The organism is Eikenella glucosivorans, from assembly GCF_016025525.2.
Classification (GTDB): Bacteria; Pseudomonadota; Gammaproteobacteria; order Burkholderiales; family Neisseriaceae; genus Eikenella; species Eikenella glucosivorans.
Genome location: NZ_JACSGR010000003.1, coordinates 13,112 through 29,419, shown reverse-complemented (window position 1 = coordinate 29,419; position 16,308 = coordinate 13,112). Strand labels below are relative to the sequence as shown.

At 57.9% G+C, this 16,308-nt stretch carries 14 protein-coding genes; 6 read left to right on the top strand and 8 right to left on the bottom strand.

The window, feature by feature from the left end; translation table 11 throughout:
- Window positions 1–24: 24 nt before the first annotated feature.
- Window positions 25–2,892, bottom strand: a complete 2,868-nt coding sequence (gene uvrA / locus H9Q10_RS04140) for an excinuclease ABC subunit UvrA (protein WP_197902774.1) — start codon at window positions 2,890–2,892, stop codon at window positions 25–27.
- A gap of 426 nt (window positions 2,893–3,318) precedes the next feature.
- Here uvrA and mnmG point away from each other — a divergent pair, with 426 nt between their 5' ends.
- Window positions 3,319–5,214, top strand: coding sequence for a tRNA uridine-5-carboxymethylaminomethyl(34) synthesis enzyme MnmG (gene mnmG, locus H9Q10_RS04135; protein WP_197902773.1), 1,896 nt, complete (start codon window positions 3,319–3,321; stop codon window positions 5,212–5,214).
- Window positions 5,215–5,311: 97 nt separating this feature from the next.
- On the opposite strand, the gene H9Q10_RS12110 is transcribed toward mnmG, so the two are convergent.
- Window positions 5,312–5,791 carry a pilin gene (locus H9Q10_RS12110; protein WP_274381491.1) on the bottom strand — a complete coding sequence of 160 codons (480 nt, stop codon included), beginning with the start codon at window positions 5,789–5,791 and terminating at the stop codon, window positions 5,312–5,314.
- Window positions 5,792–5,863: 72 nt separating this feature from the next.
- Complete coding sequence (locus H9Q10_RS04125) at window positions 5,864–6,352, bottom strand: pilin (protein WP_238480133.1); 489 nt, start codon at window positions 6,350–6,352, stop codon at window positions 5,864–5,866.
- Between the two features lie 783 nt (window positions 6,353–7,135).
- Here H9Q10_RS04125 and tsaA point away from each other — a divergent pair.
- The gene (gene tsaA / locus H9Q10_RS04120) at window positions 7,136–7,807 is read left to right on the top strand and encodes a tRNA (N6-threonylcarbamoyladenosine(37)-N6)-methyltransferase TrmO (protein WP_420841834.1); all 672 of its coding nucleotides are present in this window, start codon (window positions 7,136–7,138) and stop codon (window positions 7,805–7,807) included.
- A 230-nt stretch (window positions 7,808–8,037) separates the two neighbouring features.
- Here the strand turns inward: tsaA and H9Q10_RS04115 are convergent, their stop codons facing one another.
- Window positions 8,038–8,928 (bottom strand): NAD(+)/NADH kinase, encoded by an 891-nt coding sequence (locus H9Q10_RS04115; RefSeq protein WP_197902771.1) that lies wholly within the window; start codon window positions 8,926–8,928, stop codon window positions 8,038–8,040.
- Window positions 8,929–9,305: 377 nt separating this feature from the next.
- Between H9Q10_RS04115 and miaA the strand changes: the two genes are divergently transcribed.
- Both miaA and H9Q10_RS04105 read left to right on the top strand, forming a co-directional pair.
- Window positions 9,306–10,253, top strand: coding sequence for a tRNA (adenosine(37)-N6)-dimethylallyltransferase MiaA (gene miaA, locus H9Q10_RS04110; protein ID WP_197902770.1), 948 nt, complete (start codon window positions 9,306–9,308; stop codon window positions 10,251–10,253).
- Between the two features lie 87 nt (window positions 10,254–10,340).
- On the top strand, window positions 10,341–10,862 hold the full coding sequence (locus H9Q10_RS04105; RefSeq protein ID WP_197902769.1) for an RDD family protein: 522 nt from the start codon (window positions 10,341–10,343) through the stop codon (window positions 10,860–10,862).
- 75 nt (window positions 10,863–10,937) lie between these two features.
- Here H9Q10_RS04105 and H9Q10_RS04100 read toward each other — a convergent pair whose 3' ends face one another.
- Window positions 10,938–11,222, bottom strand: coding sequence for a hypothetical protein (locus tag H9Q10_RS04100; protein ID WP_238480132.1), 285 nt, complete (start codon window positions 11,220–11,222; stop codon window positions 10,938–10,940).
- 216 nt (window positions 11,223–11,438) lie between these two features.
- The gene (gene ppk1, locus H9Q10_RS04095) at window positions 11,439–13,499 is read right to left on the bottom strand and encodes a polyphosphate kinase 1 (RefSeq protein ID WP_197902768.1); all 2,061 of its coding nucleotides are present in this window, start codon (window positions 13,497–13,499) and stop codon (window positions 11,439–11,441) included.
- A 255-nt stretch (window positions 13,500–13,754) separates the two neighbouring features.
- On the opposite strand from ppk1, the gene H9Q10_RS04090 reads away from it, so the two are divergent.
- Both H9Q10_RS04090 and H9Q10_RS04085 read left to right on the top strand, forming a co-directional pair.
- On the top strand, window positions 13,755–14,099 hold the full coding sequence (locus H9Q10_RS04090) for a hypothetical protein (RefSeq protein ID WP_197902767.1): 345 nt from the start codon (window positions 13,755–13,757) through the stop codon (window positions 14,097–14,099).
- A 53-nt stretch (window positions 14,100–14,152) separates the two neighbouring features.
- Complete coding sequence (locus H9Q10_RS04085) at window positions 14,153–15,001, top strand: hypothetical protein (protein ID WP_197902766.1); 849 nt, start codon at window positions 14,153–14,155, stop codon at window positions 14,999–15,001.
- 82 nt (window positions 15,002–15,083) lie between these two features.
- Here the strand turns inward: H9Q10_RS04085 and H9Q10_RS04080 are convergent, their stop codons facing one another.
- Both H9Q10_RS04080 and H9Q10_RS04075 read right to left on the bottom strand, forming a co-directional pair.
- On the bottom strand, window positions 15,084–15,644 hold the full coding sequence (locus H9Q10_RS04080; RefSeq protein ID WP_197902765.1) for an RICIN domain-containing protein: 561 nt from the start codon (window positions 15,642–15,644) through the stop codon (window positions 15,084–15,086).
- Window positions 15,645–15,805: 161 nt separating this feature from the next.
- Window positions 15,806–16,300: a hypothetical protein gene (locus H9Q10_RS04075; RefSeq protein ID WP_218042249.1), complete on the bottom strand. Its 495-nt coding sequence runs from the start codon at window positions 16,298–16,300 to the stop codon at window positions 15,806–15,808.
- Between the last annotated feature and the right edge of the window lie 8 nt (window positions 16,301–16,308).

The window sequence follows — 16,308 nt, the reverse complement described above, 5'->3', positions numbered from 1 at the left end:
AATATGCTATTATCTATTTAAATTTTAACATTTATTAATCATATCTGCCAAATACCTTCCCGTATAACTCCCCCTTATCTCTATAACCTCCTCCGGCACCCCCTCCGCCACAATTGTACCACCCCCATCTCCCCCTTCCGGTCCCAAATCCACAATCCAATCCGCCGTTTTAATCACGTCCAGATTATGTTCGATAATCACAATCGAGTTGCCTTTGCCTTTCAGACGGCCTATGACTTCCAACAATAAGGCGATGTCGGCGAAGTGCAGGCCGGTGGTGGGTTCGTCTAGGATGTAGAGCGTTCTGCCGGTGTCGCGTTTGGAGAGTTCGAGGGCGAGTTTGACGCGTTGGGCCTCGCCGCCGGAGAGGGTGGTGGCGGACTGGCCGAGGCGGATGTAGCCGAGGCCTACGTCCATGAGGGTTTGCAGTTTGCGCGATACGGTGGGGACGGCGTCGAAAAATTCGCGGGCTTCTTCGACGGTCATGTCCAGCACTTCGCTGATGTTTTTGCCTTTGTATTGGACTTCGAGAGTTTCGCGGTTGTAGCGTTTGCCGTGGCAGACTTCGCAGGGGACGTACACGTCGGGCAGGAAGTGCATTTCGACTTTAATCACGCCGTCGCCTTGGCAGGCTTCGCAGCGGCCGCCTTTGACGTTGAAGGAGAATCTGCCGACGTTGTAGCCGCGTTCGCGCGAAAGGGGTACGCCGGCGAAGAGTTCGCGGATGGGGGTAAAGAGGCCGGTATAGGTAGCGGGATTGGAGCGCGGGGTTCTGCCGATGGGGGATTGATCGACGTTGATGACTTTGTCGAGGTGTTCGAGGCCTTGAATGTCGTCATACGGGGCAGGTTCTTCTTGGGCGCGGTTGAGCTCGCGGGCGGTGATTTTGGCGAGGGTGTCGTTAATCAGGGTGGATTTGCCGCTGCCGGATACGCCGGTAATGCAGGTAATCAAGCCGAGCGGCAGTTCGAGGGTAACGTTTTTGAGGTTGTTGCCGCGCGCGCCTTTGAGGATGAGCATACGCTCGGGATTGACGGGGGTTCTTTCAGACGGCACGGAGATGGATTTTTTGCCGCTGAGGTATTGTCCGGTCACGGAATTTTCGCATTTGGCGACGTTTTCGGGCGTGTCGGCAATCAGCACGCTGCCGCCGTGTTCGCCTGCGCCGGGTCCCATATCGACAACGAAATCGGCTTCGCGGATGGCGTCTTCGTCGTGTTCGACCACGATAACGCTGTTGCCCAAGTCGCGCAGGCGTTTGAGGGTGGCGAGCAGGCGGTCGTTGTCGCGCTGGTGCAGGCCGATGGAGGGTTCGTCGAGGACATACATGACGCCGGTCAAGCCCGAACCGATTTGGCTGGCCAGGCGGATGCGCTGGGCTTCGCCGCCGGAAAGGGTTTCGGCGGAACGGGAGAGATTCAGGTAATCCAGCCCGACGTTAATCAAAAAGCCGAGACGCTCGGTAATTTCTTTGAGGATTTTTTCGGCGATGTGTTTTTTGTTGCCGTCCAAATCGAGGGTTTCAAAGAATTGGTGGGTTTTGGTGAGCGGCCAGGCGGAAACTTCGTGCAAGGGTTCACCGCTCACATAGACATAACGCGCTTCTTTACGCAAACGCGCGCCGCCGCAGCTCGGGCAGGCGCGGTGGTTTTGGTATTCGCGCAGTTTTTCGCGCACGGTTTCGCTGTCGGTTTCGCGGTAGCGGCGTTCGAGGTTGGGGATGATGCCTTCAAAGGCGTGGCTGCGGTTGAAGGTGGTGCCGCGTTCGGACAGGTAGGTGAAATCAATGACTTCTTTGCCCGAGCCGTGCAGGATGACTTTTTTGACTTTTTCAGGTAGCGTTTCCCAAGCAGCCTGCACATCGAAACCGTAATGCCGCGCCAGCGACTGAATCATTTGAAAATAGAACTGGTTGCGCTTGTCCCAGCCGTCAATCGCGCCCGTTGCCAGCGACAATTCGGGATGGGCGACCACTTTTTCGGGGTCGAAGAAATTGGTGTTGCCCAAGCCGTCGCAAGTCGGGCAGGAACCCATCGGGTTGTTGAACGAAAAGAGGCGCGGCTCCAATTCGGGTAGGCTGTACGAACACACTGGGCAGGCGAAACGCGCGGAAAACCAATGTTCTTCGCCGCTGTCCATTTCCATCGCCAGCGCGCGCTCGTTGCCGTGGCGCAATGCGGTTTCAAAACTTTCCGCCAGCCGCTGCTTGATGTCCGCCTTCACTTTCACGCGGTCGATGACGACGTCGATATTGTGTTTGATGTTTTTTTCCAGCTTCGGCACTTCGTCCAACTGGTACACCTCGCCATCGACGCGCACCCGCGCAAAACCCTGCGCCTGCAAGTCGGCAAAAAACTCGACAAACTCGCCCTTGCGCTCGCGCACCGCCGGCGCAAGTATCATTACGCGCGTGTCTTCCGGCAGTTTCAACACGGCATCGACCATCTGCGATACGGTCTGGCTCGACAGCGGCAGATGGTGTTCGGGGCAGTAGGGCGTACCGACTCGGGCGTACAAAAGGCGAAGGTAATCATGGATTTCCGTAACCGTGCCGACCGTGGAACGCGGGTTGTGGCTGGTGGACTTCTGCTCGATGGAAATCGCGGGCGACAGGCCTTCAATCAAATCGACATCGGGCTTGTCCATCATCTGCAAAAACTGGCGCGCATAGGCCGACAGGCTCTCGACGTAACGCCGCTGCCCTTCGGCATACAGCGTGTCGAACGCCAGCGACGACTTGCCGCTGCCCGATAGCCCCGTTACCACGACGAGCTTGTGGCGCGGAATGTCCAAATCGATGTTTTTCAGATTGTGCGTGCGCGCGCCGCGAATGCGGATGGTGTCGTTGTCGCGGGGGGAATGGCTGGGGTTTTGATGGTGGTGTTTGCACATGATAAAGCCGGGAAATCCAATAAAAAGAAACTGCGTATTGTAGCACTTTCAGGTAGCCTCTTGCCCTGTGCCGCCCGTTGGTAAGGGCTACCTGAAAATGTGCGCTTCAACGGAGTGAAAACGAGCAAAGCGAGTTTCTGCGAAGCTAAAACGAGCGAAGCGCGTTTCTGCGGAACTAAAACGAGCGAAAAGAAGTTTCCACGAAGTCCAAACCCACAACACCGATTTTTTCAGGTAGCCTCTACCGGGCTAGGGGCTACCTGAAAAATCATCCGACATACCGCCAAACAGACCCTTCGCGCACACTCTCCCTCCCCATTGAGGCTACCTGAAAATTTCACTTCGTTGAAGCGCACGCTTTCAGGTAGCCTCATGCCGCGGCAAAACCGCGTATAATCGCTTGATTTTCGTTATCCCCCACACACCATGCCCACCATCACCTACCCCAAAACCTACGACGTCATCGTTGTCGGCGGCGGCCACGCCGGCACGGAAGCCGCGCTCGCCGCCGCCCGCATGGGCGCGCAGACGCTTTTGCTCACCCACAACATCGAAACGCTCGGACAAATGTCGTGCAATCCTTCCATCGGCGGCATCGGCAAAGGGCATTTGGTGCGCGAGGTCGATGCGCTGGGCGGTGCGATGGCCTTGGCTGCCGATATGTCCGGCATCCAGTTCCGCCGCCTGAACGCCAGCAAAGGCGCGGCAGTACGCGCCACGCGCGCGCAGGCCGACCGCCTGCTCTACAAAGCCGCCATCCGCGAAATGCTGGAAAACCAGGAAAATCTGGAATTGTTCCAACAGGCGGTTACCGACATCACGCTCAGCGGCGGACGCGTCTCCGGCGTGTCCACCCAAATGGGGCTGACCTTCCAAGCCCGCGCCGTGGTGCTCACCGCCGGCACGTTTCTCGCCGGCAAAATCCACATCGGCATGGAAAACTACGCAGGCGGCCGCGCCGGCGACCCCGCCGCCCAATCGCTTTCAGGCTGCCTGAAAGAGCTGAACCTGCCGCAAGGCCGTCTGAAAACCGGCACGCCGCCGCGCATCGACGGACGCACCATTGATTTCTCCCAGCTCACCGAGCAGCCCGGCGACACGCCCGTTCCCGTCATGTCCGTGCGCGGCAATGCCGACATGCACCCGCGCCAAGTGTCCTGCTGGATTACGCATACCAATTTGAAAACACATGAGATTATCCGCAGCGGTTTCGACCGCAGCCCCATGTTTACCGGCAAAATCGAAAGCGTGGGGCCGCGTTATTGCCCGTCTATCGAAGACAAAATCAACCGCTTCGCCGACAAAGACAGCCACCAGATTTTCCTCGAACCCGAAGGCCTGACCACGCACGAATACTACCCCAACGGCATCTCCACCAGCCTGCCATTCGACATCCAACTCGCCCTCGTCCGCAGCATGAAAGGTCTGGAAAACGCACACATCCTGCGCCCCGGCTACGCCATCGAATACGACTATTTCGATCCGCGCAACCTCAAAGCCAGCCTCGAAACCAAAACCATCCAAGGCTTATTCTTTGCCGGACAGATCAACGGCACAACGGGCTACGAAGAAGCCGCCGCACAAGGCCTGCTGGCAGGCGCGAACGCCGTGCAGTATGTGCGCGAACGCGAGCCGCTGCTGCTGCGCCGCGAACAGGCGTATCTCGGCGTATTGGTGGACGACCTCATCACCAAAGGTGTGAACGAACCCTACCGCATGTTCACCAGCCGCGCCGAATACCGCCTGCAACTGCGCGAAGACAACGCCGACATGCGCCTGACCGAAGACGGCCACAAAATCGGACTCGTCGGCGAAGCACAATGGCGCATGTTCAACGAAAAACGCGAAGCCGTGGAACGCGAAATCCAGCGTTTGAAAACCACGTGGTACACGCCACAAAGGCTACCTGAAAACGAACAAATCCGCGTGTTCGGGCAGAAACTTTCCCGCGAAGCCAACCTGCACGACCTGCTGCGCCGCCCCAATCTGGATTACGCCGCGCTGATGACGCTGCCCGATGCAGAACCAGAGTGCAGGCTGCCTGAAAACGTGGTGGAACAAGTGGAAATCCAAGTGAAATACCAAGGCTATATCGACCGCCAAAACGAAGAAATCGACAGCAGGCGGGATATTGAGACGTTAAGGCTGCCTGAAAATATCGATTACGGCAAAGTGAAAGGCCTGTCTGCCGAAGTGCAGCAGAAGCTCAACCAGCACAAGCCCGAAACCGTGGGGCAGGCGAGCAGGATTTCGGGGGTTACGCCTGCGGCGGTGGCCTTGCTGATGGTGCATTTGAAGCGGGGGTTTAAGGGGGCGAAGTGAGCGCTCAAAAATTTTCAGGTAGCCTCAAAGGCTACCTGAAAAATACGCAAACCAGAAAAAAGCTGCCTCTATTTGGCAGCTTTTTCAAAATACTTGGCTAAATCAGCACACAAGTTGCAGGAGTGTATTTGGCGGGCCAATAAGAAGCCTGCGAATTGTCTATTTCACACGTCCATTCGCCATTATTATTCCGCACCAAGCTGATAACCGCCCCCTGGATTTGCGGCAAGGCATTGCGGCCGAAAGTAGCATTTACCCGCTCAAACTGGTTATTATTCAGCCCAATGGAAGCTGTAAAAATCAAATTGGAATTTGGATTCTTATCCAAACCTAAAAACTCCAACCTTTTGCCATTTTGTATGGCACCATCCTGCGCCGGATTCACAGTGGGAATGCCGCCGTGCGCCAAAATAGATTCCACCGCCGTTTTGGTGCTGCCCAACTCATAAAACACGCGGGTAATCTGAGCTTTGGCCATATGGTCTTGATACAGCGGCAGAGCAATGGCAGCCAAAATGCCGATGATGGCAATCACAATCATCAGCTCAATCAGAGTAAAGCCTTTTTGCTTATACATAGTTATCACCGCAGTTTGTTGATATCAGAACAGCCACCCTAAGGTGGCTGTTTTCGCTATGGCTTAACAATATTAAGCGCTAGTGCAACCGCTGGGAACAAATTTGGTTTTCCAACCAGAGGCGGCAGTACCATTCACAGTACAAGTCCACTCACCACCAGCGGTACGACTCAGAGTAATAATAGCTCCAGCAACGCTGGTATTGGCGTTTTCACCCATTGTACCAGTGAAGGTAACCTCACCAGCCTTCTGGCCAAGAGTAATCTTGGCGGCAGACAACAGGTTAGAAGTCGGATTATCCAACATACCTACCCATTCTTTCGGGGGTTTAATACCAGCACCAGTATCAGCGTCAGCAGCCAGCACAGGTTCACGACCTTCAAACAGGGCAGCTTCGATAGCGGTTTTGGTGCCGGCCAATTCGCCGTATGCACGGGTTACCTGAGATTTAGAGATGTAGTCTTGGTACAGCGGCAGGGCGATAGCAGCCAAAATACCGATAATGGCGATTACGATCATCAACTCAATCAGAGTAAAACCTTTTTGTACTTGTTTCAACATGACATTTTCCTTGTTAAAAAATGGAACTTACATAAACCCGAATCTTGCGACCCGGAAACTTCAACCAAAAGAAAGGAGACAACTTACAGAACTTCGATTTCGGCTAGGCTTGTTATGCCGTTGCCACGAGATAAGATAAAGCAACGGCTGTGCCACAATTTGAAATTTTCAGCACGATTTATTATTAAAATACTGATTTATATTGATATTATATAAAATTCCAGCCTTACCAGATTGTCCAAACTTTCCTTGGCTGCCGCTGCCAAAACGGGAAAACTGACATTTATCGTCAGTTTTTGGCCCTGCTTTTTGCATAGTTTGCCGTTTTAGGGGTTTCCGGCCTGCCAATTTGCGCGGGCTTTGGGGTATGGCGGCGGGAAAATGGTTTTTGGGGCGGGAAGGCGGGCTTTTGGCTTACCGCTCCTTTTATACTGGCGGGAAGGGCTTTTCAGGTAGCCTCTGCCTGATGTGGCTACCTGAAAATGATGTTCCGGCTTTGCCTATGCAAGTTTTAGCTGCGCTGAAACTCGGCTTCGGCTTTGCCTATGCAAGTTTTAGCTGCGCTGAAACTCGGCTTCGGCTTTGCCTCGCAAAGTTTTAGCTTCGCTGAAACTCGGCTTCGGCTTTGCCTCGCAAAGTTTTAGCTTCGCTGAAACTCGGCTTCGGCTTTGCCTATGCAAGTTTTAGCTTCGCTGAAACTCGGCTTCGGCTTTGCCGAAACCTCGTTTTCAGGTAGCCTTTTGGCTGTGCTGTGTCTATATATAGAGTGTGACGATGTGTGATATGTATTCTTTGCAGGCGGTGGGTTTTGTGCGCTCGCCTTATAAGCAGAAGTTTGGGGTGCCGCGCCAGCCGGGGCTGGTGCCGGCGGCGGGGGTGTGCATTGAGCTGCTGCCGGGGTTTTCGGCGGATTGTGTGCGCGGGCTGGAGCGGTTTAGCCATGTATGGGTGCAGTTTGTGTTTCACGGGGTGGCGGGGGCGGGCTGGCAGCCGCTGGTGCGCCCGCCGCGTTTGGGTGGCAACCGGAAGATGGGGGTGTTTGCCACGCGCAGCCCATTCCGGCCGAATCCGCTGGGGCTTTCGCTGCTGAAGCTGGAGCGGATTGACACGGAGGGCGGGGTGCGGCTGTGGTGCGGCGGAGCGGATTTGCTGGATGGCACGCCGGTGTTGGATATCAAGCCGTATCTGCCGTTTGTGGAGGCGAAGCCGGATGCGGCGGCGGGCTTTGCGCCGGCGCCGCCGGTGCCGCTGCGGGTGGTGTGGGCGGAAGGTGCGGGGGCGGAGGGGCTGCCGCAAGAAATGCGCCTGCTGGTGGAGCAGAGCATTGCGCAAGACCCGCGCCCGGCTTATCAGGATGCGCCGCTGCGGGTGTATAAGATGGCGGTGGGGAGCTGGGAGGTGGCGTTTCGGATTGAGAGGGAGACGGCGGTGGTGGAAGGGGTGGAAGAGATTTGAGCAAAGGGGAAGGCTACCTGAAAAATGTGCGCGCTATTTTTCAGGTAGCCTGAGAGCTTGGCAAAATTCTTTATTTTGTAACGGCGGACTTCCCATCCGATGTTTGCTTGATGTTATCGGCAGCTACACTTAGCCGGTATTATTTGTTTGATGTTTTGTTAGATACAAATACCTGAGCAACAAAGGCTACCTGAAATTTTCAGGTAGCCTTTGTTGGCTTCGAACAGCCGCTACACCAGCTGTTCGCCCCAGTGCAGCTTCTGGCGCAGGGTTTTGTAATACTGGTAATCGGTGGGGTGGAGCACGCGCAGGGTGTTGCGGTAGCGGCGGATGGTGAGGCGGTTCATGCTGTGCAGCTCGAGCTGGGATTGGCCGTCGAAGTGCACGCGGGCGCTGTCGGCTTTGGTGATGAGGATTTCGATTTCGCAGCTGTCGGGCACCACCACGGGGCGGTTGGTCATGGATTGCGGGCAGATGGGCACGAGGGTGAGCGCGCGCAGGGTGGATTGCAGGATGGGCCCGCCGGCGGCAAGGGCATAGGCGGTGGAGCCGGTGGGAGTGGAAACGATGAGGCCGTCGGAGCGCTGGGTGTACACAAATTCTTGGTTGATAAACACTTCAAATTCAATCATCTGCCCCACACCACCGCGGCTGATGGCCACTTCGTTCAGCGCCAGGGCGGTGCTGCCGGGCTCGTTGTCGCGCTGCACGCTGCATTCGAGCATGATGCGCTCTTCGGGCAGATATTGGCCGGCGAGCATGCGGGAGATGTCTTCAATCATGCTCTGGCGCGGCACTTGGGTGAGGAAGCCGAGATGGCCGAGGTGCACGCCCATCATGGGAATGCGGTGCGGCGCGAGCTGGCGCGCCACGGAAAGGAAGGTACCGTCGCCGCCGAGCACCAGCACCACATCGCAGCATTCGCCCATGTTTTCTTTGCCCACGCGCCGGCAGCGCGCGGCCAAATCGGGCGCCAGCAGGCCGTTGCCGCATTCTTCGTCCAGCAAAACTTCCAGCCCGTTTGCCAGGAAATAGGCGGCCAGCTCGCACAGGGTTTCGCCCAAATGCGGGGTGTGGGGGCGGGTAACGATGCCGATGCGGCGGAATTGGCTGGGCTTCATACGGGGAGGGAATGGGAATTTGCGTTAAGGCGAACTCTACCCGATTTTCAGGTAGCCTGAAAGTGCGGCCAGTGCGCGGACATGATCTGCTGTTTATGTTTCCCCACTGCGCTGCTAGAATGCCCTGCCCGTTTCATCCGGGTTTGAACTTCGTTGCAGCCGCGTTTTGGCTCCGCAGAAACGCGCTTCACTCGTTTTAGCTTCGCAAAAATTCGCTTCGCTCATTTTCAGGTAGCCTTCCGTGTGGCAACAGGCTACCTGAAAATAAAGCAAAGCCGCGTTGCAATAGCCGAAAACGAAACTCCATTTTAGCTCCGCAGAAACTCGGCCTCCTTCGGAAACCTCGTTTTCGCCCATCCTCATTTTCAGGTAGCCTCATGCCCGTCCAGCCACCGCCTTCCGCACTCGCCCTGCTCGGCCCCACCGCCGCCGGCAAAACCGCGCTCGCCCTCGAGCTGGCCGGCCGCATCCCGCTGGAAATCATCAGCCTCGATTCCGCCCTGATCTACCGCGGCATGGACATCGGCACCGCCAAGCCCACCCCCGCCGAGCGCGCCGCCGTGCCGCACCACCTCATCGACATCATCGACCCCCCGCAAAACTACAGCGTGGCCGACTTCCTCACCGACTGCCTGCGCCTGTGCCGCCAAATCCGCGAACGCGGCCACCTGCCCCTCATCGTGGGCGGCACCATGATGTACTACCACGCCCTCACCCGCGGCCTCAACAGCCTGCCCGCTGCCGATCCCGCCATCCGCCGCCGGCTGCAAGAGCAAAAACAACAACACGGCCTGCCCCATCTCTACGCCCAATTGCAACAAGCCGACCCCGCCACCGCCGCCCGCCTCCAGCCCACCGACAGCCAGCGCATCGAACGCGCCCTCGAAGTGTGGCTGCTCACCGGCCGCCCACTCAGCCAGCACCTCGCCGAGCAGCAGGCCGCCCCGCCGCTCAACCTGCACAGCATCGCCCTCATCCCCGCCCAACGCGAACGCCTGCACCGCAATATCGAACAGCGCTTCCACACCATGCTCGAACAAGGCTTCCTCCAAGAAGTGCGCCAACTGCAAAACCAATACCCCCAGCTCACGCCCGAGTATCCCGCCATGCGCTGCGTGGGCTACCGCCAAGCCTGGGCACACCTCGGCGGTGATACCGACCGCGACACCTTCATCGCCCAAGGCATCGCCGCCACCCGCCAGCTCGCCAAACGCCAGCTCACCTGGCTGCGCAAGCTCCCCGCCGACCTCGTGCTCGACCCGTTTTCAGGTAGCCTCAGCCAGCACGCCCAAACTATCCATTCCTTCTATGGCAGGCTACCTTAACATCCGCCCCCACATTGCCGCGCCCTGCCGTACTCCCTATACTTGCCGCCTGGTATCGAAATTCAATTTAACCCGCCCACACCGCACATGACCCCGCCCACGCCCGCCTCCCTCCCCCGCCGCCTCGCCGCCCTCGGCTACGAAGCCCTACTGCTCGCCGCCGTAACCTGCATCGCCTTCATCCCCGCCGCCGCCGCCAACATGGCGCTGCACACCGTGCCGCTTGCCGCCGAAACCGCCGTGGCGCTCATCATCCTCGCCATATGGTGGGGCTACTTCCGCCTCTGCTGGCACAGCCCGCGCGGCCAAACCCTGCCCATGAAAGTGTGGCGCCTCCGGCTGCAAACCCCCGCCGGCAGCCGCCCCACCCTGCCTCGGCTGCGCCTGCGCTTCCTCTGGGCCGCCACCCTGCTCCTGCTGCTGCCGCTCGCCTCCTTCGGCATCCTGCGCCAGCTCACCCCCCTGCCGCCCCAAACCCTCGCCGGCCTCGCCCTGGCCTGGTGGATACTGCCCTTCGGCTTCGCCCTCATCCACCCCTCCCGCCAGTTCCTATACGACTACCTCGCCGGCACCGTGCTCGCCGAAGCCGCGCCGGAAACCAAGAAATAACGCCGCGCAGGCAAAGAAAAGGCTACCTGAAAAGTTTGGCAACATTTTTCAGGTAGCCTTTATTCCCAAGCCGCATTACTGGTTAAGCGAATACCCGACAATAGCCATGATGCCGAAGGCCAAGACAACCACGATCGCACACAGCAAAAGATAGGCCCGAAAGAAATTCGCCTTGCTCGGATTGGTGCCGCCCGCACCGATGGCCCACACCACAACCATCACCAGATTCACCAGCGGAATCATCAAGATAACAAAGGTCAGCATCCAATCGCCGATGCTCACCACCGGCACGCCGTATTCGCCGTCGTCGGCATGCTGCGGCGCTTCGTAGCGCGAAGATTGGGAACGGGATATTTTCATGGTTTGGCTCCTGTTAAGATCAAGACGTTTTCGCAGAAAATTTGTGCGCGGATTATAACCGTCGGCTTTCCCCGCCGCCATTTCGCTCGGCCTTGCGCCGCCCCGATGTTGCCAAGCCGCCAATCAGCACCGGCACATTGGCCAACGTGCGAAACAATCAAAAGGCTACCTGAAAAGTTTGGCAACATTTTTCAGGTAGCCTTTTTACATCCCGCGCTATTTGCGCCGGTATTCGTTGAGCAGGGTTTCCTGCGCATCAAGCGCAGCTTCGCCGGCCTGCGGCGCGGCGCGGAGGTAGCTGCCGTCGGGCTGCATCAGCCAGGCTTTGCGGTTGTCAGAGAGGGCGAGGGTGAGGGCTTCGCGCACGATGCGCTCTTTCAGGGCGGTGTTTTCCACCGGGGTGCAGGTTTCTATGCGGCGGAAGAAGTTGCGCCCCATCCAGTCGGCGCTGGAAATGAAGAGGTCTTCGCGGCCGCCGCTATGGAAATAAAACACGCGGGCGTGCTCGAGCAGGCGGCCGATGAGGGAGCGCACGCGGATGTTTTCGGAAAGGCCGGGCACGCCGGGGCGCAGGGTGCACATGCCGCGCACGATCAAATCAATCTGCACGCCGGCCTGGCTGGCTTCATACAGGGCGCGGATGATGCCGGGCTCGATGAGCGAATTCATCTTGGCGATGATGCGGGCGGGGCGGCCGGCGCGGGCTTCGGCGGTTTCGGCGGCGATGCGCTCGTGCAGCATGTCGCTGAGGGTGAAGGGGCTCTGGTAGAGCTTGTTGAGCCGAGTGGGCTGCCCGAGGCCGGTGATTTCCATAAAGATGGCGTTCACGTCGGCGGTGATGGCCTCATCGGCGGTGAGCAGGCCGAAATCGGTGTAGATGCGGGAGGTGCCTTGGTGGTAGTTGCCGGTGCCGAGGTGGGCATAGCGCTTGAGGCCGCCTCCTTCGCGGCGGATTACGAGCGCCATTTTGGCGTGCACTTTGTAGCCGAACACGCCATACACCACGTGCGCGCCGGCGCTCTCTAGGCGGTTGGCCCAGTTTACATTGTTTTCTTCGTCGAACCGCGCCATCAGCTCCACCACCACGGTTACCTGCTTGCCGGCGTTGGCGGCGGCAATCAGGGCGCGGGCGAGGTCGGAATGGGTGCCGGTGCGGTAAATCGTCATCTTGATGGCCACCACATCCGGGTCGGCGGCGGCTTCTTGGATGAAGCGCACGGTGGGAGCGATGGATTGGTAGGGGTGGTGCAGCAGCACGTCTTGCCGCTTGAGCACTTCGGTCATCGGCTGGTCTTTGCGGATGCCTTTGGGCAGGCCGGGGGAGAAGGGCGGAAACTTCAAATCGGGGCGGTCCACCATATCGGGCACGGCCATCAGGCGCACCAGGTTCACGGGGCCGACCACTTGGTAGAGCTCGTTTTGGCTGAGGTTGCATTGTGCCAGCAGGAATTCGGCCACCTGCGGCGGGCAGTTGTCGGCCACTTCCAGCCGCACTTCGTCGCCATACTGCCGCCCGCGCAGCTCGGTTTGCACGGCGGCGCGCAGGTTGGTAACGTCTTCTTCGTCCACCGTGAGCTCGCTGTTGCGCGTGAGGCGGAATTGGTAGCAGCCTTCCACGGCCATGCCGGGAAAAAGCTTGTGCACATAGGCGTGCAAAATGGAGGAAAGCAGCACGAAGCCTTCGCCGCCGCCGCTTAAGTTTTCAGGTAGCCTCACCACGCGCGGCAAAATGCGCGGCGCCTGCACCACGGCCATGCCGGAAGCGCGGCCGAAGGCGTCTTTGCCGGAGAGCTCCACGGCGAAGTTGAGCGATTTATTGAGCAGGCGCGGAAAGGGGTGGGAAGGGTCGAGCCCCAGCGGGGTGAGGATGGGCAAAAGCTCGCGGTCGAAGTAGCTCTCAATCCAGGCGCGCTGCTCGGCCGTCCACTGGCGGCGCGGGTAGAAATCAATGCCTTCTTCGCGCAGCGCGGGAATCAGCTCTTTATTGAACAGCTCGTATTGCTCCTGAATCAGCTTTTTGGCTTCGGCCGCGGCTGCGGCCATGGTTTCGGCGGGCGTGGTGCCGTTATCCAGTAGGGTGTGCGGGTTGAGCTGGTTTTCCTTTTTCAGCCACGCCATGCGCACTTCGAAAAATTCGTCTAAATTGGAAGAAACGATGCACAGGAAACGCAGCCGCTCCAACAGCGGCACTTGCGGATCGCGCGCCTGCGCCAGCACGCGGCGGTTGAAAGCCAAAAGGCTCAGTTCGCGGCAAAGGATGGGGGGCTTCTGGGGCATAGGGCTACCTGAAAAATATTTGGCGTTATCGGGAAAGGGAAACGCTGTGTAAAGCATAAACCGTTTCCCGGCAAACAGTTATATAATCAACACACCGCCGGGCAAACTTGTGCCGGCAGGCTGTGATTAATATAGCAATTATCCTTCCAACTCAGGCAAAACGGCATATCCCGCCGCCCGCGGGAAGGAACGGTTCAACTATAGCACTCCCGCCGCCGCTTGGCAGCACCACTTTTCCACCTTCGGGAGACCATCATGCGCCCCACCCTGCTCCTCATCTGCGCCGCCCTTTTCAGCGGCGCCGCCGCAGCCGAAACCCACACCCAGATCAACCTGCAAATCAACCCCTATTCCGGCTACTACTCCACCTGGCCGGAAGACGCCCCCGCCTACTACCCCAGCCGCAGCTACTACTTCTACAACGGCGGCAGCCAATACGGCGGCGGCCAAATCCAAACCACCGAGCAATACAGCCGCGGCGGCATCGGCTACACCGAACACCGCAGCTGCCAAACCACCGCCGGCTCCACCATCTGCACCGGCAACTGGCGCCCCGCCGTGCCGATTCGCGGCAATATTTCTATCGAACACCGGCGTTGAGAACGCTCTCCCTTTAGCTCCATAATGCCAATATTTCCCATATAAATAAAAATATGAAAAAGAAGAAAGTTATCGGCATAGCAACCTTGGCAATGTGTCTATTGCACATTGCCGGCTTCCTCTATTTCCTCTTCTTCTCCAACCTATTCGCCACTACCCAGCTTCTCATCGGGTTGCACTCCCTATTCATCATTGATGTAGCCATTATCTTCAGCATCATCAATATCATCTTCGGCAAAGGCCGAGCCAGACTTGGCAACTTCTCCGTTAAATCCAGATTATTGTTTTCTTCATTCATATTTTTAACGGCAATTTATGCCGCATATCTTTTTTCCTCGCAAACCAAAAGTATTATGCCTATCCGTTTCAACGCGGATAATGTGCAAACCCTGTCCGGCAAACCAAATTGGCCTGATAATGCTACCTTTTACTATAACGAACGCGGGATAGCCACACCCGAACCCCATAGGAGAAAAACCCCCGGGCCAGCCAAAACAGCAGCCCCCGGCAACCCGCCCAGAAGTGACTTCGACATTGTTCAAGACAACGGCATCCGCATTACCATGAGCTGCGGCGGCATTTTCGGCGCAGAACATTGCACTCAGGATTTAAAAGATGCCTTCAGCAAATATTGGAACGATTTTTACGGCCAATCCTTCCATTTGAAATTCCAACCCGTCTTTTACCACGGTCAATTTGTGAATCTCGTTACCGAAATCCAATCATCCGAAGGGAAAGCCATCAATAGTGCCTATTTTCAGCGCTCCTACGAGCAAACCATCACCCGCACCCGCCATAGCTATCTATTCCTGTGCGCCCTTTTCTTCAGCACCTGCCTGATGAGCGCCCACAGCAAAAACTTGTGGAACTCATTGGGCAGGCAAACACAATCCGGCGAATAATTTCCTGTAACAAAAAGGCTACCTGAAAATCGTGCGCGCACATTTTCAGGTAGCCTTTCCCTTGCCTGCGACAAACCAAGTTTCAGCGATAAAACCGCTGCCCCATGCCGTTGTTGCAATATTGCAGGCGCACCGCGCCGCCGCTGCCCTCCAGGCACAAGCCGTTGGCGGCGCTGCGGATGTGGTCGCCCTCGGCGATCCAGTGCTGGCTTTGGCCGTGGTGGCAGGCTGCGGCGGCCACCGGGCTGCCGACGCCGCCCATGGCTTCCAGGCACAGCCCGTTCACGCTCAAACGCGGGCCGTTAAACATAAACTGCTGGTTGGTGCGGCCGTGGCAGGCCCGGCTCACCAGATAGGCGGGCACGCTGCCGCGCTCGAGGCTGAGGCAATCGTTGCTTGCGGCTTGGCGCAGCAGGGTGCGGCCGCCGTTAGGATTCAGCGCGGGGCGGTAGTAGCCATCGAGCGGGGAGCTTTCGCTCATGATCACGGTGGTGCCGGGGGCGGCATCCACGCGCACGGTGCGGCTGACGGTGTGGGTGCTTTCCACCGGCAGATCGAGCGAAAAGAAGCGCCCGCCTGGGCCGTCGAGATAGGTGCAGGCAGGCAGGGCGAACAGGGCGAGCAAAATTGGCGGGATTTTCATGGCGGCGCTTTCAATAGGCTGAATGGGGTTCGGGCTACCTGAAAACGAGCGAAGCGAGTTTCTGCGGAGCTAAAACGAGTGAAACGAATTTCTGCGAAGCTAAAACGTGAGCTTCAACGAAGTGAAACCGGCAAACAGATTTTCAGGTAGCCTCAAGGCGCTTAGGGGTTTACCCTGATTTCTTTCCCGTTTTCAAACACTTTGATATATGAGCCGGCTTCCACGGACACCACGGGCTCTTCGCGGCTCACGCATTCGGTGCCGAACACGTTGTCATACACTTTGCCGTCGCGGATGAGGTAGGGCTGCTCTTGCCAGCCGGTGTAGCCGCCGTAGCGGTTTTTGGCGTTGAAGCGGGCGCACACCACATAGCCGCTGATGGTGCGGATGGGGGTGTGGGTTTTCACGGGGAGGCTTCGGCGCTCAAAGCGCACGAATTTGAGCGGGCGGGAAATGCCGTCCAGCATCAGGGAGTTGGGATCAACCAGGGTTTGGCGCAGGTGGCGTTTGATGAGCTGCTCGTAGTTGCGCGGGTAGCTGCCGTAGCCGTCGTAGCTGCGGATTTGCTCCATGGTGATGGCGGTGGGCGTGGGCAGGCTGTAGCAGCCGGCGAGCAGGGTGCTGCCGATGAGGGCGGCGAGAAGGGGCTTTTGCATGTGGTTTC

Excerpts from the sequence above, each read along its gene's own strand:
- uvrA (WP_197902774.1), bottom strand. The coding sequence starts at position 2,892 with ATGTGCAAACACCACCATCAAAACCCCAGCCATTCCCCCCGCGACAAC.
- mnmG (WP_197902773.1), top strand. The coding sequence starts at position 3,319 with ATGCCCACCATCACCTACCCCAAAACCTACGACGTCATCGTTGTCGGC.
- H9Q10_RS12110 (WP_274381491.1), bottom strand. The coding sequence starts at position 5,791 with ATGTATAAGCAAAAAGGCTTTACTCTGATTGAGCTGATGATTGTGATT.
- H9Q10_RS04125 (WP_238480133.1), bottom strand. The coding sequence starts at position 6,352 with ATGTTGAAACAAGTACAAAAAGGTTTTACTCTGATTGAGTTGATGATC.
- tsaA (WP_420841834.1), top strand. The coding sequence starts at position 7,136 with ATGTATTCTTTGCAGGCGGTGGGTTTTGTGCGCTCGCCTTATAAGCAG.
- H9Q10_RS04115 (WP_197902771.1), bottom strand. The coding sequence starts at position 8,928 with ATGAAGCCCAGCCAATTCCGCCGCATCGGCATCGTTACCCGCCCCCAC.
- miaA (WP_197902770.1), top strand. The coding sequence starts at position 9,306 with ATGCCCGTCCAGCCACCGCCTTCCGCACTCGCCCTGCTCGGCCCCACC.
- H9Q10_RS04105 (WP_197902769.1), top strand. The coding sequence starts at position 10,341 with ATGACCCCGCCCACGCCCGCCTCCCTCCCCCGCCGCCTCGCCGCCCTC.
- H9Q10_RS04100 (WP_238480132.1), bottom strand. The coding sequence starts at position 11,222 with ATGAAAATATCCCGTTCCCAATCTTCGCGCTACGAAGCGCCGCAGCAT.
- ppk1 (WP_197902768.1), bottom strand. The coding sequence starts at position 13,499 with ATGCCCCAGAAGCCCCCCATCCTTTGCCGCGAACTGAGCCTTTTGGCT.
- H9Q10_RS04090 (WP_197902767.1), top strand. The coding sequence starts at position 13,755 with ATGCGCCCCACCCTGCTCCTCATCTGCGCCGCCCTTTTCAGCGGCGCC.
- H9Q10_RS04085 (WP_197902766.1), top strand. The coding sequence starts at position 14,153 with ATGAAAAAGAAGAAAGTTATCGGCATAGCAACCTTGGCAATGTGTCTA.
- H9Q10_RS04080 (WP_197902765.1), bottom strand. The coding sequence starts at position 15,644 with ATGAAAATCCCGCCAATTTTGCTCGCCCTGTTCGCCCTGCCTGCCTGC.
- H9Q10_RS04075 (WP_218042249.1), bottom strand. The coding sequence starts at position 16,300 with ATGCAAAAGCCCCTTCTCGCCGCCCTCATCGGCAGCACCCTGCTCGCC.